At 65.5% G+C, this 14,052-nt stretch carries 13 protein-coding genes; 6 read left to right on the top strand and 7 right to left on the bottom strand.

The features are described from left to right. Nucleotides 1-2: 2 nt before the first annotated feature. Nucleotides 3-353 carry a DOPA 4,5-dioxygenase family protein gene (locus tag JWV26_RS10610; protein ID WP_206419025.1) on the top strand — a complete coding sequence of 117 codons (351 nt, stop codon included), beginning with the start codon at nucleotides 3-5 and terminating at the stop codon, nucleotides 351-353. A 22-nt stretch (nucleotides 354-375) separates the two neighbouring features. On the opposite strand, the gene JWV26_RS10615 is transcribed toward JWV26_RS10610, so the two are convergent. Genes JWV26_RS10615 through betC form a run of 3 tightly spaced genes read right to left on the bottom strand, consistent with a single transcriptional unit; the run spans nucleotide 376 to nucleotide 4,484 of the window. Then, entirely contained in the window at nucleotides 376-1,947 is a 1,572-nt protein-coding gene (locus JWV26_RS10615; protein ID WP_079785041.1) for a SulP family inorganic anion transporter, read from the bottom strand. 58 nt (nucleotides 1,948-2,005) lie between these two features. Further along, nucleotides 2,006-2,926 (bottom strand): choline ABC transporter substrate-binding protein, encoded by a 921-nt coding sequence (gene choX / locus JWV26_RS10620; RefSeq protein WP_206419026.1) that lies wholly within the window; start codon nucleotides 2,924-2,926, stop codon nucleotides 2,006-2,008. 49 nt (nucleotides 2,927-2,975) lie between these two features. Next, on the bottom strand, nucleotides 2,976-4,484 hold the full coding sequence (betC, locus tag JWV26_RS10625) for a choline-sulfatase (RefSeq protein WP_196457304.1): 1,509 nt from the start codon (nucleotides 4,482-4,484) through the stop codon (nucleotides 2,976-2,978). 113 nt (nucleotides 4,485-4,597) lie between these two features. Between betC and JWV26_RS10630 the strand changes: the two genes are divergently transcribed. Then, complete coding sequence (locus JWV26_RS10630; protein ID WP_206419027.1) at nucleotides 4,598-5,518, top strand: choline sulfate utilization transcriptional regulator; 921 nt, start codon at nucleotides 4,598-4,600, stop codon at nucleotides 5,516-5,518. A gap of 112 nt (nucleotides 5,519-5,630) precedes the next feature. After that, nucleotides 5,631-6,533, top strand: coding sequence for a D-alanyl-D-alanine endopeptidase (gene pbpG, locus JWV26_RS10635; RefSeq protein ID WP_206419028.1), 903 nt, complete (start codon nucleotides 5,631-5,633; stop codon nucleotides 6,531-6,533). Nucleotides 6,534-6,585: 52 nt separating this feature from the next. Here pbpG and JWV26_RS10640 read toward each other — a convergent pair whose 3' ends face one another. Then, on the bottom strand, nucleotides 6,586-7,479 hold the full coding sequence (locus tag JWV26_RS10640; protein WP_206419029.1) for a LysR family transcriptional regulator: 894 nt from the start codon (nucleotides 7,477-7,479) through the stop codon (nucleotides 6,586-6,588). Between the two features lie 207 nt (nucleotides 7,480-7,686). On the opposite strand from JWV26_RS10640, the gene dkgB reads away from it, so the two are divergent. Then, on the top strand, nucleotides 7,687-8,490 hold the full coding sequence (gene dkgB / locus JWV26_RS10645) for a 2,5-didehydrogluconate reductase DkgB (protein WP_072425104.1): 804 nt from the start codon (nucleotides 7,687-7,689) through the stop codon (nucleotides 8,488-8,490). Nucleotides 8,491-8,551: 61 nt separating this feature from the next. Here the strand turns inward: dkgB and JWV26_RS10650 are convergent, their stop codons facing one another. Beyond that, the gene (locus JWV26_RS10650) at nucleotides 8,552-9,295 is read right to left on the bottom strand and encodes an SDR family oxidoreductase (RefSeq protein ID WP_206419030.1); all 744 of its coding nucleotides are present in this window, start codon (nucleotides 9,293-9,295) and stop codon (nucleotides 8,552-8,554) included. 196 nt (nucleotides 9,296-9,491) lie between these two features. Here JWV26_RS10650 and JWV26_RS10655 point away from each other — a divergent pair, with 196 nt between their 5' ends. Then, nucleotides 9,492-10,928, top strand: coding sequence for a SulP family inorganic anion transporter (locus tag JWV26_RS10655; RefSeq protein ID WP_206419031.1), 1,437 nt, complete (start codon nucleotides 9,492-9,494; stop codon nucleotides 10,926-10,928). A gap of 73 nt (nucleotides 10,929-11,001) precedes the next feature. On the opposite strand, the gene trpA is transcribed toward JWV26_RS10655, so the two are convergent. Beyond that, entirely contained in the window at nucleotides 11,002-11,811 is an 810-nt protein-coding gene (gene trpA / locus JWV26_RS10660; RefSeq protein ID WP_072425101.1) for a tryptophan synthase subunit alpha, read from the bottom strand. Further along, nucleotides 11,808-13,022, bottom strand: a complete 1,215-nt coding sequence (trpB, locus tag JWV26_RS10665) for a tryptophan synthase subunit beta (RefSeq protein ID WP_072425100.1) — start codon at nucleotides 13,020-13,022, stop codon at nucleotides 11,808-11,810. The genes trpA and trpB overlap by 4 nt, the downstream gene beginning before the upstream one ends. Nucleotides 13,023-13,153: 131 nt before the next feature. On the opposite strand from trpB, the gene JWV26_RS10670 reads away from it, so the two are divergent. Next, on the top strand, nucleotides 13,154-14,041 hold the full coding sequence (locus tag JWV26_RS10670; RefSeq protein WP_072425099.1) for a LysR family transcriptional regulator: 888 nt from the start codon (nucleotides 13,154-13,156) through the stop codon (nucleotides 14,039-14,041). Nucleotides 14,042-14,052 lie beyond the last annotated feature (11 nt).

A 14,052-nucleotide genomic window follows, 5' to 3' on the forward strand; every position in this document is an offset into this window, starting at 1 on the left:
GCATGGACGAGCAAGCGCTGCCGAGGATCAGGGGCTATCACGCCCATGTTTACTTTGACGCCAGCACCCTCGATCAGGCCCGTGCGCTGTGTGAAGAAGCCGCGCGGCTTTTCCCTCTGAAGATGGGACGGATGCACGAGCGCCCAGTCGGGCCACACCCGGATTGGAGCTGTCAGTTGGCCTTTCGTCCTGAGCTGTTCGGTGAGCTGGTGCCCTGGCTGATGCAACATCGCAATGGCCTTAACGTGCTGGTGCACCCGATCACTGACAACGAGCTGCGCGACCACCGCGACTGGCCGCTACGGCTCGGTCAGGTGCGCCCGCTGGATCTGAGCACGCTCGCAGACGAATGAGGGTTAGGACGAGCGGTCTCACTCAGTCTTCGAACAGTACCGGGCAGCGCTCGGCGCCTTCGAGCTTGAGGATTTCCTCCACCACTGGCGGCCGTGCCTGACGCAGCACCAGGCTGCGCTTCAGCGCCTGCAGGCGGCGCGCCTCCTGGTGCAGCATCTCCACGCCGGCATAGTCGATGAAGTTGATGTGCCGCGCGTCGATCACCAGGCGTTGCCCGCGGCTGCGTTGCAGCAACTGCTGGATGTACTGGCAGGCCCCGAAGAAGATCGAACCCTCGATGCGCAGCACCTCGTCGTCGCCGTCCTGCCACAGGCGCACGCGCGGCTGCGAGGTGCGTTTGAGGTAGAAGAACAACGAGGCCAACACGCCGGCGTAGATCGCCGTCTGCAGCTCCAGCACCAGGGTGGCGGCGAAGGTCAGCAGCATCACCATGAACTCGGAGCGACTGACCCGACGCAGCGCACGGATCGCCGGCAGATCCACCAGGCCCCAGCAGATCAGCAGGATGCCGGCCGCCATCACCGGCAGCGGGATATGCGTCAGTAGCGCTGCGCCGAACACCGCGAACAGCGCCACCAGCAGCGCCGAGAACACCCCGGCCAACGGCGTACGCGCGCCAGCCTGCAGGTTCAGCGCCGAGCGGGTGAAGGAACCGGCCGACAGCGAGGCGGAGAACCAAGGCCCGAGCATGTTCGACAGGCCCTGCGCGCGTACCTCCTGGTTGGCGTCGAGGAACTGGTGCGATTTCACCGCCAGCGCACGGGCGATGGACAGGCTGGTGACCAGCCCGAGCATGCCGCAGGCCACCGCTGCCGGCAGCAGGCGCAGCACGTCGTCGAGGTCGAAGCTCAGCATAGTCAGCGGTGGCAGGCCGCCGGCGAATGGTGCGACCAGGGCAATGTCAGCGGTGAAGCGCGCAGGCAGCAACCAGGCCAGCAGGCTGCCACAGACCAGGCCGATCAGCAGTGCAGGTGCCTTTGGCCAGAGCTTGCGCACGGCCACGCTGAGCAGCAGGGTGAAGGCCGCCAGGGCCAGACTCGGCCAGTGCGCTTCGGGCAGGTGCTGACCGATCTGCAGCAGGCTGGTCAGGGCCGTGGGTTGGCTGGCGACCTCGACGCCGAGCAGATTGGGCATCTGCCCGATGGCGATCACCAGCGCCGCGCCAAGAGTGAAGCCGAGCACCACCGACTGCGAGACGAAGTTCACCAGGGCGCCGAAGCGCAGCATACCTAGCAGCCACTGGAACAGCCCGGCGAGAAAGGTCAGCAGCAGGATCAGGGCGATGAATTCGTCGCTGCCGATGCGCGCCATGGGGCTGACGCTGGTGAACAGGACGATGGAGATGGCGGCGGTCGGCCCGCAGATCAGGTGCCAGGACGAGCCCCACAGGCAGGCGATGATCACCGGCACGATGGCAGCGTACAGGCCGTATTCGGCGGGCAGGCCGGCAATCAGCGCGTAGGCCAGCGATTGCGGCAGGGCCAGGATGGCGCCGGTCAGGCCCACCAGCAGGTCGTTGCCGAGGGTCTTGCGGCTGGTGCCAGGCAACCAGCGGAGAAACGGCAGCAGGGTCTGTCGGTCGGGTAGGCGCATGATTTGGGTCGAGGGTGGGCCGCAGGCGACTCCACCCTACTCACTTGCGGCGGTTAATTCAAAGCCGCGCCTTCACTGCAGCCAGCCCGTCGCCACCGTCGCGGGTGGTGACGCCCTGCAGCCAGCCATCGAGTACCTGCGGGTTGGCCTGGAGCCAGGCCTTGATCGCGGCGTCGTTGCTGGCCTGCTTGCTCAGCACCTGGTCCATGATGTTGTTCTCCATCTCCTGGGTGAACGTCAGGTTGCTCAGCAGCTTGCCGACGTTGGGGCACTGCGCGGCGTAGCCCTTGCGCGCCAGGGTGTTGACCTGGCCGCTGTCGCCGAAATACTTCTCGCCGCCTTTCAGGTACTTCATGTCGTACTGCACGTTCATCGGGTGTGGCGTCCAGCCGAGGAACACCACGAACTGATCGCGTTTCACTGCGCGACCCACCTGCACCAGCATCGCCTGTTCGCTGGACTCCACCAGCGTCCAGTCGCCCAGGCCGAATTCGTCGGCGGCGATCATCTGCCTGATCGACTCGTTGGCGGGTGAGCCGGATGCGATGCCGTAGAGCTTCTTGCCGAACTTGTCGGCGTGCTTGTCCAGATCGGCGAAGGTCTTCACCCCGGCCTCATAGGCATAGGTCGGTACGGCCAGGGTGTACTCGGTGCCTTCGAGGTTCTGCGCCAGCTTGTCCACTTCGCCGCTGGCGACGAACTTGTCGTAGTTGCTCTGCTGCGCCGGCATCCAGTTGCCGAGGAAGACGTCGACCTGGCCCTTCTGCAGGCCGGCGAAGATGATCGGCACGGCCAGGGTCTGGGTTTGCGCCTTGTAGCCCAGGCCGTCGAGCAGGAAGCTGGCGATGCCGTTGGTCACGGCGATGTCGCTCCAGCCCGGATCACCCAGCTTGACCGCGGCACAGGCGGCGTCCTCGGCCCAGACGTTGCCGGCGCTGGTGAGCGCTGCCGCGAGTAACAGCACACTGAATCGGTTCATGGCGTCTCTCCTTTTTTCTTCTGGTTTGGGGGCGGCAGTGGGAAAAGGTTCATACCTGGGGAAAACGAGCGCGGCGTTCCAGGTCGTCGAGATCGATATGGTTGCGCATGTATTGCTGGCTGGCGTCGACCCAGGGCTGGTGATCCCAACTGGTCAGCTTGCCCTGGCTCAGTGCTTCGGCCACCAGGCGGCGGCGGCGTTGGCTGGCCAGGGTGGCGGCGTGGATGGCCGGGATATCCCAGCGTTCGCGGGCCTCGGCCAGGAAGCCGGCGAGGATGCCCTTGTGCTCACTGCAGTCGGCCAGGTTGTGAAGCTCCTGCGGGTCGCTGTCGAGGTTGAACAGCAGCAGCGGATCCTGCTCGGAGTAGACGAATTTCCATGGGCCGCGACGAATCATCATCAGTGGGCTGACGGTGCCCTCGGCCATGTATTCGCCGAGCACTTCGTCATGCCCGCCCTCACCCTTGAGGTGCGGCAGCAGTGAGTGACCTTCCAGCTCCAGGCCCTGCTCGATCTGGCCGCCGGCCAGTTCCACCAGGGTAGGCAGCAGATCGAGGGTGGAGACCGACTGGCTGATCCGGTGCGCGGCGAAGCGCTTGGGCGCGTGCACCAGCAACGGCACGCGGGCGGACATCTCGAACCAGTGCATCTTGTACCAGAGGCCGCGCTCGCCAAGCATGTCGCCGTGGTCGCCGGAGAAGACGATCAAGGTGTCCTCGGCCAGGCCGCATTCCTCGAGGGTTTTGAGCAGCTTGCCGATATTGTCGTCGATGTAGCTGCAGGCGCCGAAGTAGGCGCGGCGGGCGTCGCGGATCTTGTCCTCGGGCAGTGGCTTGTCCCACAGGTCGATGACCTTGAGCAGACGCTGCGAGTGCGGGTCCTGCTCGGCCTGCTCGAGGTGTTGGCGCGGCATGGGAATGTCCACGCCTTCGTAGCGATCCCAGTATTCGCGGGGAATGGTGTAGGGGTCGTGCGGGTGGGTCATCGACACGGTCAGGCAGAACGGCTGATCCGGGGTCATGCGCACATGGTCGTAGAGGTACTGGCGGGCCTTGAACACCACCTCCTCGTCGAAATCCAACTGGTTGCTGCGCACGCAGGGGCCAGCCTGCAGCACCGAGGACATGTTGTGGTACCAGCTGGCGCGTACGTCCGGCTCGTCCCAATTCACCGCCCAGCCATAGTCGGCCGGGTAGATGTCGCTGGTCAGGCGCTCCTCATAGCCGTGCAGCTGGTCCGGGCCGCAGAAGTGCATCTTGCCCGAAAGCGCAGTGCGGTAGCCGAGGCGGCGCAGGTAATGGGCATAGGTCGGTACATCGGCGGGGAAATCGGCGGCATTGTCGTAGGCGCCGATCTTCGATGGCAGGCGGCCGCTGACCAGGGTGAAGCGCGACGGCGCGCAGAGCGGGCTGTTGCAGTAGGCCGAGTCGAACACCACGGCCTGCTCGGCCAGCTTCATCAGGTTGGGCATCTGCACCGGCGAGGCGGCGTCGTGCAGCGGCAGGATCGGCGCGGCCATCTGGTCGGCCATGATGAAGAGGATGTTCGGGCGCTTCATGGTGGCGGCTATTCCATACTGTGGGTTTATGCGACAGTGCTGGCTCCATGATTCCGGTAGAACGGCAGCAGGGTAAACCCGGCTGTAGAACATGCCTCGGATAAGCAGAACTTATGTTCAAAGCCATCGATGGGCTGTCACTCGACGCGCTGCGGGTGTTCGAGTCGGCCGCCCGCCAGCTCAGTTTCACCGCGGCTGCCAGCGAGCTGGGCAGCAGCCAGCCAGCGATCAGCCAGCAGATCAAGCGCCTGGAGCAACAACTGGCCACGCGCCTGTTCGATCGCGTCTATCGCGGCATCGTACTGACCGAAGCCGGCGAGCTGTTGTTGGCCCATGTGCAGGAAGGGCTGGCCAGCCTCGATGCCGGGCTTGTCGCCGTTACCGCGCGTCAGCAGCATGAGGTGCTGCAGGTGGCCACCGACTTCGCCTTCGCCGCCTACTGGCTGATGCCGCGTCTGCAGCGTTTCAATCGCCTGTACCCGGAAGTGGACGTCAGCCTGATCACCAGCGAGCGCGACCCGGCCACGGTGCCCAGCGACATCGACGTGGCGATTCGCTTCGGCGATGGCCGTTTCAAGCACGGCGAGGCCCATCTGCTGTTTCGCGAGGAGGTGTTCCCGGTGTGCAGCCCGCGCCTGCTCGGCGAGCGTCAGCCGCCGCTGCCGGTCGCGGCGCTGGCTGACCTGCCGTTGCTGCACCTGCGTCCGGAACACCGTTCGCGCTGGTTCGACTGGGAGGGGTTGTTTCGCGCGCTGGGTATCGCCAGCCTGCCAACGCCCGGCGCGCTGCGTTTCGACAACTACACCCTGCTGATCCAGGCGGCGATTGCCGGGCAGGGCGTGGCCATCGGCTGGCGCCATCTAGTGGATGAACTTCTGGCTCAGGGGCTGCTCTGTCGTCTGGGTGAGGCCGAAGCGCATTCGGCGCTTGGCTATTACCTGGTGCTACCCGAGCGCAAGCGTCGCCAGCGCCTGACCGCACGTTTCGTCGATTGGTTGCAGGCCGAGCTGGATTCGCCGGCAGCAACCGTTTGACCGGGCCATACTGCAATAGCCAAGCGTGATCCTTATACTGATCGCCGCCGCTCTAGCCGGTCGTTTTCCACGTCTGCCAGCGGCCCCCACACTCCAACCGGTGAAGTGAACCGTGAAACTCCGTCATTCGATTTTGGGCCTGCTGCTATGCGGCAGCCTTGTTGTTTCGAACCTCCAGGCCGCGCCTGCCCAGCCGAAGCAGGAGCTGGCCGCCGGTAGTGCATTGCTGATCGATCTGAAGACCGGCCAGGAGCTCTATTCCAGCAACCCGGACCTGCGCCTGCCGGTCGCCTCGGTCACCAAGCTGATGACCGCCATGGTGGTGCTCGACGCCAAGCTGCCGCTGGACCAGGTATTGACCATCACCATCCGCGACACCCAGGAAATGCAGGGCGTGTTCTCCCGCGTGCGTATTGGCAGCGAAATCACGCGCCGCGAAATGCTGCACCTGGCGCTGATGTCCTCGGAGAACCGCGCTGCCGCCAGTCTTGCGCACCATTACCCGGGTGGTCACGCCGCCTTCGTCGCGGCCATGAACGCCAAGGCCAAGGCGCTGGGCATGCACAACAGCCACTTCGTCGAACCCACCGGTCTGTCCGAGCTGAACGTCGCCACGGCGCGTGACCTGGCGCTGATGGTCAAGGCAGCCAATCAGTACCCGCTGATCCACCAGTTCAGCACCGACTCCGAAGCCACCGTGGCTTTCCGCAAGCCCAACTACACCCTGGGTTTTCGCAACACCAACGCCCTGGTGCGCAAGCCCGACTGGAATATCAATCTGAGCAAAACCGGCTTCACCAACGCCGCCGGCCGCTGCCTGGTGATGGCCACCACCATCGCCAACCGCCCGGTGGCCTTCGTGGTACTCGGCGCGTTCGGCAAGTACACCCACATGGCCGACGCGAACCGCCTCAAGCGCTGGATGGAGACTGGCAAGGTCACTCCGGTGCCGGCTGCGGCGCTCAGCTACAAGCAGCAGAAGCTGGCTGAGTGGAGTCTGCAGGCCGCGCAGTGATGCAGGCGTGACAGAAAGGGCGACTTGGTGAGTCGCCCTTTTTCGTTGTGTCTCAGCTCGGACAGCCCAGCCGCTCGCTGAGAAAATCGAGAAAGCAGGTGATGCGCGACGCCAGCGCGGTGTTGCGGTAGTACACCGCGTTGATCGGCTGGCGCACCTCCACGCGTTGCTCGGCCAGCACCTCCACCAGTGCGCCGCTGGCGCGGGTGGCATCGGTCATGAAGTCCGACAGGCACACCAGGCCTTCACCGGCCAGGGCCAGTTCGAGAATGGTGTCGCCGCTGGAGGCGCGCAGGCTCGGGGTGATGCGCCAGCGCTCGCCGAGGGCGTGACGCAGCGGCCATTCGTTGAGGTTGTCCGGTTCGGTGAAGCCGATCAGGCTGTGCCCGGTCAGATCCTCGGTACGCTCCGGCGTGCCATGGCGGCGCAGGTAATCGGGGCTTGCCAATACGCGGCGGCGGCTGTGACACAGGGGCCTGGCATGCAGGCTGGAGTCCGGCAGGTTGCCGATGCGGATGGCCAGGTCGGTGCGGCGTTCCAGCAGGTCAATGATGCGGTCGTCGCTGTTCAGTTCCAGCTCGATCTGCGGGTAAAGCGCGCGAAACTCGCCGATCAGCGGCACGATCACATGCAGCATGAAGGGCGAGGCGGTGTTGATGCGCAAACGCCCGGCCGGTGCTTGGCGGCGCAGGGTCATCTGCTCCTCGGCGTCCTCGACGCTGGCGAGGATGCGCCGCGCCTGGGCCAGGAACACCTCGCCCTCCTCGGTCAATTCCAGACGCCGCGTGGTGCGGCGTAGCAAGGTAACGGCGAGTTTTTCCTCTAGCCGGCTGAGGGCACGGCTGACGCCGGACGCGGTTTGCTCCAGCTGCTCGGCGGCGGCGCTGATCGAGCCGCAGTCGACCACGCTGACGAAGGCGAGCATTTCTTCCAGGCTGGTTTTCATTGTTGATCTTCAGTCAAAGGTGTTTGCTGGCTTGTCAGGTTTTTTCGCATGAGTCTGGCGCGGATACTGCTCCCCAGCAAGCCTGCCTGCGGCCCGCCCTTTGCCTTCGGCCTGCAACTTTTATCCGCTGAGTCAGGCCGAACCATTCAGTTCCAGCGTCGGTCTGCTGATCGGCCATCCATTCACGACCTGATGAGGACATCCGTCATGAAATTCATTCCCCCCTTCGGTCTCGGCACCTTCCGCCTCAAGGATCAGGTCGCCATCGACTCGGTGCGTACCGGTCTGGAGCTGGGTTACCGGCATATCGACACGGCGCAGATCTACGGCAACGAGGCCGCGGTCGGCCAGGCCATCGCCGCCAGCAACGTGGCGCGCGACGAGTTGTTCGTCACCACCAAGATCTGGACCGAGAACCTCGGCAGCGGCCGGGTGATCGCCAGCTTGCAGGAAAGCCTGCAGCGTCTGGGCCTGGAGCGGGTCGATCTGACGCTGATCCACTGGCCGTCGCCGAACGATGAGATTCCCGTGGCGCAGTATCTGGGCGAGTTGCTGGAAGCCAAGCGTCAGGGTCTGACCGCAGCCATCGGTGTGTCCAACTTCACCATCGCTCATTTGCGTCAGGCCATCGAAGCCGTGGGAGTGGACGAAATCGCCACCAATCAGGTGGAAATCCATCCGCTGTTGCAGAATCGCAAATTGGTGGAATTCGCCCGTCAGCAGGGCATCCATCTGACTGCGTACATGCCGCTGGCCTACGGCAAGGTGCTGGCCGAGCCAGTGATCCAGCGCATCGCCGCTGCCCATGGCGTCAGCCCGGCGCAGGTGGCCCTGGCCTGGTCGCTACAGCAGGGTTACGCGGTGATTCCGTCCTCGACCAAGCGCGACAATCTGGCCGCCAACCTGGTCGCCGCCGAGCTGCGTTTGAGCACCGAAGACATGGCTGCAATCGAGGCTCTGGAGCGTGGCGAGCGCGTCGCCAACCCGGGCTTTGCGCCGCGCTGGGATTGAGCACCCGGAAATTCGTCTGGATTGCTGGCGGTGCGCATAGCGCACCGGGCTCGGTATCGCCTCAACGCCCGCCGGCGATATCGATCAGCGCGCCAGTGGTGTAGCTGGCCTTGTCATCGAGCAGCCAGACGATGGCCTCGGCGACTTCCTCGGCACGCCCGGCGCGGCCTAATGGTGTCGCCTTGCCCAGGCGCTCGGCACGGTCCGGCTGGCCACCACTGGCGTGAATCTCGGTGTCGATCAGGCCCGGGCGCACGGCGTTGACCCTTACCCCTTCGCCGCCCAGCTCCTTGGCCAGGCCGCGAGTCAGCACGTCCATCGCACCTTTGGCGCCGGCGTAGTCGACGTACTCGAACGGCGCGCCGAGACTGGCGGCGACCGACGACACCAGCACCATCGAACCACCCTCGCCGCCGCGGCTGCGGGCCATGCGCCGGGCGCCTTCGCGAGCAGTCAGGTAGCTGCCCAGCACATTGACGTCGAACATTCGTTGCAAGCGCTCGCCGCTCATCTCCAGCAGCGGCATGGGCGAGGCGACGATACCGGCATTGACCACCAGACCGTGCAGCGGGCCGAACTTGTCCATGGCCGCGAACAGGCGTTGCACATCCTCCTCATTGGCGACATCGCCAGGCAGGGCGATGGCCTGGCCCCCCATGGCCTCGATCTGCGCCACCACCTCGTCGGCGGCAGCGCGGTCGCTGCGGTAGTTAACTCCGACCGTCCAGCCGCCGGCGGCGGCCAGCAGAGCGGTAGCGCGACCGATGCCGCGGCTGGCACCAGTGATCAGCAGGTTCTTGTTCATGACTGGGTTCCTTTTCTGGGGGCTGGTTGCCGAATTTATCCCACAGCCGCCATGAGTGTGCCCTATAGAAGATGCTGGTGTTTTCAACTGCGGCGAATCTGACCTCAGGCATGACGAACAGGTGCTCAGGCGCTACCATGCGCGCCCCTTTTCGTTCCGCTGCCATCGCCCGGCCCCGCCGGCTTGCCGAGACGCCATGAAACCCGCACGCCTTCGCGCCGACCTGCTGGCCGGCCTGACCTCATCCTTCGCCCTGGTGCCCGAGTGCATCGCCTTCGCCCTGGTGGCTCAGGTCAATCCACTGATGGGCCTGTATGGCGCCTTCATCATCTGTACCCTCACCGCGCTGTTCGGCGGCCGACCGGGGATGATCTCCGGCGCAGCCGGCTCGATGGCGGTGGTGATCGTCGCCCTGGTGGTGCAGCACGGTGTGCAGTACCTGCTGGCCACGGTGCTGCTCGGCGGCCTGATCATGCTGGCGTTCGGCCTGTTGCGCCTGGGCAAGCTGATCCGCATGGTGCCGCATCCGGTGATGCTGGGCTTCGTCAACGGCCTGGCGATCATCATCGCCCTGGCTCAGCTCGAGCACTTTCAGCACGACGGCCACTGGCTGCAGGGCAAGGCGCTGTACCTGATGCTCGGCTTGGTAGCGCTGACCATGGTCATCGTCTACCTGCTGCCGCGCCTGACCCGCGCGGTGCCGCCTGCCCTGGTGGCGATTCTCGGTATTGGCGCGCTGGTCTACCTGCTGGAGCTGCCGACCCACACCCTCGGCGACATGGCGCATATCGCCGGCGGCCTGCCGAGCCTGGAGCTGCCGGACATCCCCTGGAACCTGGAAACCCTCGCCATCATCGCCCCCTACGCCGTGCTGATGGCCCTGGTCGGCCTGCTCGAAACCCTGCTGACACTGAACCTGACCGACGAGATCACCGCCACCCGCGGCCACCCGGATCGTGAGTGTGTAGCCCTTGGCGTGGCCAACATGACCTCCGGCCTGTTCGGCGGCATGGGCGGTTGCGCGATGATCGGCCAGACCGTGATCAACCTCGGCTCCGGCGGGCGCGGGCGACTGTCCGGGGTGGTCGCCGGGGTGATGATCCTGCTCTTCGTGCTGTTCCTCTCGCCACTGATCGAACGTATCCCGCTGGCGGCACTGGTGGGTGTGATGTTCGTGGTGGCGCAGCAGACCTTCGCCTGGGGTTCGCTGCGCGTCGCCGGCAAGGTGCCGGCCAACGATGTGCTGGTGATCATCGCGGTGACCGCCATCACCGTCGCCACCGACCTGGCCACGGCGGTGCTCTGCGGCATCGTCATCGCCGCGCTCAACTTCGCCTGGCAGCACGCCCGCGAACTCTATGCCGACAGCGATATGCAGGCCGACGGCAGCAAGCTGTACCGCGCGCACGGCACCCTGTTCTTTGCCTCCTGCACCACCTTCCTCGCGCAATTCGAGCCGGCCGACGACCCGCAGCAGGTGACCCTGGACTGCCGCCACCTGAGCTTCGTCGACTACTCGGCCATTGCCGCGCTGAAGACCCTGCGCGAACGCTACGAACGCGCCGGCAAGCACCTGCGCGTGGTACACCTATCCGAGCGTTGCAAGCAGTTGCTCAAGCGCGCGGGCGAGTAGACGGCTGGCGCCGTAACGAAAAAACCGCTGCCCTGTCGCCAGGTGCAGCGGTTTTTCTTTGCATCGAGGACGATCAGCGCCGCGCGCCACGCACTCCTTCGGCCAGTTCGCGGCACAGGCCGAGTACGCCGTCGATGGCCTGCTGCGGGCTTTGCGCTGCGGCGATCTTGTCGATCAGCGCCGAGCCAACCACCGCGCCCTCGGCGCGCTTGGCCACTTCGGCGGCGTGCTCCGGGGTGCGGATGCCGAAGCCGATGCATACGGGCAGGTCGGTGTGGCGACGCAGGCGCGCCACTGCCTCTTCGACGTGATCCATGGTCGCCGCTCCGGCGCCGGTGACACCCGCCACCGACACGTAGTAGACGAAGCCGGAGCTGCCAGCCAGCACCGTGGGCAGGCGGTCGTCGTCGGTGGTCGGGGTGGTCAGGCGGATGAAGTCCATGCCTGCGCTCTGCGCCGGTTCGCACAGCTCGTCGTTATGCTCCGGCGGCAGGTCGACCACGATCAGCCCGTCGACTCCAGCGGCCTTGGCGTCAGCGATGAAACGCTCCACGCCGTAGACGAAGATCGGGTTGTAGTAGCCCATCAGCACCAGCGGCGTGCTCTGGTTGCCTTCACGGAATTCACGAACCATCTGCAGCGTCTGCTGCATGCCCTGCTTGCCGGCCAGCGCGCGAATGTTGGCGAGCTGGATAGCCGGGCCATCGGCCATCGGGTCGGTGAAGGGCATGCCCAGCTCGATGACGTCGGCGCCGGCGTCCGGCAGGCCCTTGAGGATACTCAGCGAGGTGGCGTAGTCGGGGTCACCGGCGGTGATGAAGGTCACCAGCGCGGCGCGGTTTTCCGCTTTCAGTTCGGCAAAACGGCTTTGCAGGCGGCTCATGCGTGCTTCTCCTGGTTGTCCTGCATGTGGTGCATCACGGTCTGCATGTCCTTGTCGCCACGACCGGACAGGTTGATCACCATCAGGTGATCCTTGGGCAGTTTGGGTGCACGTTTGAAGGCTTCGGCCAGCGCGTGGGCGCTTTCCAGGGCCGGGATGATGCCTTCCAGGCGGCAGCACTGGTGGAAGGCTGCGAGGGCTTCGTCATCGCTGATCGGCACGTATTCGACGCGCTTGATCTCGTGCAACCAGGCGTGTTCCGGGCCGACACCGGGGTAGTCGAGGCCGGCGGAAATCGAGTGGGCATCGGTGATCTGGCCGTCGTCATCCTGCAGCAGGAAGGTGCGATTGCCGTGCAGCACGCCCGGCGCGCCGCCAGCCATGCTCGCCGCATGCTTGCCGGTGTCGATGCCGTGGCCGGCGGCCTCGACGCCGACGATCTGCACGCCTTGGTCATCGAGGAAGGGGTGGAACAGGCCGATGGCGTTGGAGCCGCCGCCGATGCAGGCCACCAGCGAATCGGGCAGGCGCCCTTCCTTCTCGAGGATCTGCTCGCGCACTTCGTTGCCGATCACCGACTGGAAGTCGCGCACCATGGCCGGGTACGGATGCGGGCCGGCGGCAGTGCCGATCAGGTAGAAGGTGTTGTGGACGTTGGTCACCCAGTCGCGCAGGGCCTCGTTCATGGCGTCCTTGAGGGTGCCGGTGCCGGCGGTTACCGGGATCACCTCGGCGCCGAGCAGCTTCATGCGGAAGACGTTGGCCTGCTGGCGGTCGATGTCGGTGGTGCCCATGTACACCACGCACTGCATGCCGAAGCGCGCGGCCACGGTGGCGGTAGCCACGCCGTGCATGCCGGCGCCGGTCTCGGCGATGATGCGCTGCTTGCCCATGCGCTTGGCCAGGAGGATCTGGCCGATGCAGTTGTTGATCTTGTGCGCGCCGGTGTGATTGAGGTCTTCGCGCTTGAGGTAGATCTTCGCCCCGCCGAAGTGCTGGCTCAGGCGCTCGGCGTAGTACAGCGGGCTGGCGCGGCCGATGTAGTCGCGCTGGAAGTAGGCCAGTTCGTCGAGGAAGGCCGGATCGTTCTTGGCCTTCTCGTATTCGGCGGCCAGCGAGTTGATCAGCGGCATCAGGGTTTCGGCGACGAATTGACCGCCGAAGCGGCCGAACAGGCCGCGAGCGTCGGGGCCGGTGCGAAATGAGGTCATGATCGAGCTCCTGTCTGGGCTCCTCTGTCCACAAGCGGACAGGAGGATTGGCAATGGCGCCATTCTACCCCTGGCGGACAGGCTGAAAAGCGATTAGATTGCCCTGACATGTTAGTAAAAGTCACAAGTCAATGAGCCGAGAACTGCCCCCGCTGAACGCCCTGCGCGCTTTTGAAGCCGCCGCACGCCTCCAGAGTGTCAGCCGTGCGGGCGAGGAGCTGCATGTTACCCACGGCGCGATCAGTCGGCAGATTCGTGCGTTGGAGGAACAGCTTGGGGTCAGCCTGTTCGACAAGGATGGTCGCGGCGTGAAACTCACCGATGCCGGCATGCGCCTGCGTGATGCGGCAAGCGATGCCTTCGAGCGCCTGCGCGGCGTCTGTGCCGAGCTGCGCCAGCGCCAGGACGATGCACCCTTCGTCCTCGGTTGCCCCGGCAGCCTGCTGGCACGCTGGTTTATCCCACGTCTGGATCGACTCAATCGCGAGTTACCGGAACTGCGCCTGCAGTTATCCGCCAGCGAGGGCGAACTGGACCCGCGTCGCCCTGGAGTGGATGCCACCCTGTGCTTCGCCAGCCCGCCCTGGCCGGTGGACATGCAGGTATACGAGCTGGGTGTAGAGCGCATCGGCCCGGTGCTGAGCCCACGCTACGCCAGTTATGAGCAGCTCGGTTCGGCGCCCGCGGCCGCTTTGCTGGATGAGCCGCTGCTGCATACCGCGTCGCGCCCCCAGGCCTGGCCGCAATGGGCCCTTGCGCAAGGGCTCGACTCGCACAAGCTGCAGCATGGGCAGGGCTTCGAACATCTCTACTATCTGCTGGAGGCCGCCGCGGCGGGCCTCGGTGTGGCTATCGCCCCGCAGATGCTGGTAGCCGACGACCTGGCCGCTGGTCGCCTGGTCGCGCCTTGGGGCTTCGTCGAAACTCCGGCGCGCCTGGCGTTGTGGGTGCCTGGTCGCGCGCGGGACGGCCGCGCTCAGCAACTGGCGCGCTGGCTGGAGCGCGAGCTACGGGGTTAGGTCATTTCGGC

Origin of the sequence: Ectopseudomonas toyotomiensis (assembly GCF_017167985.1) — a bacterium.
In the GTDB taxonomy this organism is placed as follows: Bacteria; Pseudomonadota; Gammaproteobacteria; order Pseudomonadales; family Pseudomonadaceae; genus Aquipseudomonas; species Aquipseudomonas toyotomiensis.

Coding starts and splice junctions, on each gene's coding strand:
- JWV26_RS10630 (WP_206419027.1), top strand. CDS start 4,598: ATGTTCAAAGCCATCGATGGGCTGTCACTCGACGCGCTGCGGGTGTTC.
- JWV26_RS10655 (WP_206419031.1), top strand. CDS start 9,492: ATGAAACCCGCACGCCTTCGCGCCGACCTGCTGGCCGGCCTGACCTCA.
- betC (WP_196457304.1), bottom strand. CDS start 4,484: ATGAAGCGCCCGAACATCCTCTTCATCATGGCCGACCAGATGGCCGCG.
- dkgB (WP_072425104.1), top strand. CDS start 7,687: ATGAAATTCATTCCCCCCTTCGGTCTCGGCACCTTCCGCCTCAAGGAT.
- JWV26_RS10650 (WP_206419030.1), bottom strand. CDS start 9,295: ATGAACAAGAACCTGCTGATCACTGGTGCCAGCCGCGGCATCGGTCGC.
- JWV26_RS10615 (WP_079785041.1), bottom strand. CDS start 1,947: ATGCGCCTACCCGACCGACAGACCCTGCTGCCGTTTCTCCGCTGGTTG.
- JWV26_RS10640 (WP_206419029.1), bottom strand. CDS start 7,479: ATGAAAACCAGCCTGGAAGAAATGCTCGCCTTCGTCAGCGTGGTCGAC.
- JWV26_RS10610 (WP_206419025.1), top strand. CDS start 3: ATGGACGAGCAAGCGCTGCCGAGGATCAGGGGCTATCACGCCCATGTT.
- JWV26_RS10670 (WP_072425099.1), top strand. CDS start 13,154: ATGAGCCGAGAACTGCCCCCGCTGAACGCCCTGCGCGCTTTTGAAGCC.
- trpB (WP_072425100.1), bottom strand. CDS start 13,022: ATGACCTCATTTCGCACCGGCCCCGACGCTCGCGGCCTGTTCGGCCGC.
- choX (WP_206419026.1), bottom strand. CDS start 2,926: ATGAACCGATTCAGTGTGCTGTTACTCGCGGCAGCGCTCACCAGCGCC.
- trpA (WP_072425101.1), bottom strand. CDS start 11,811: ATGAGCCGCCTGCAAAGCCGTTTTGCCGAACTGAAAGCGGAAAACCGC.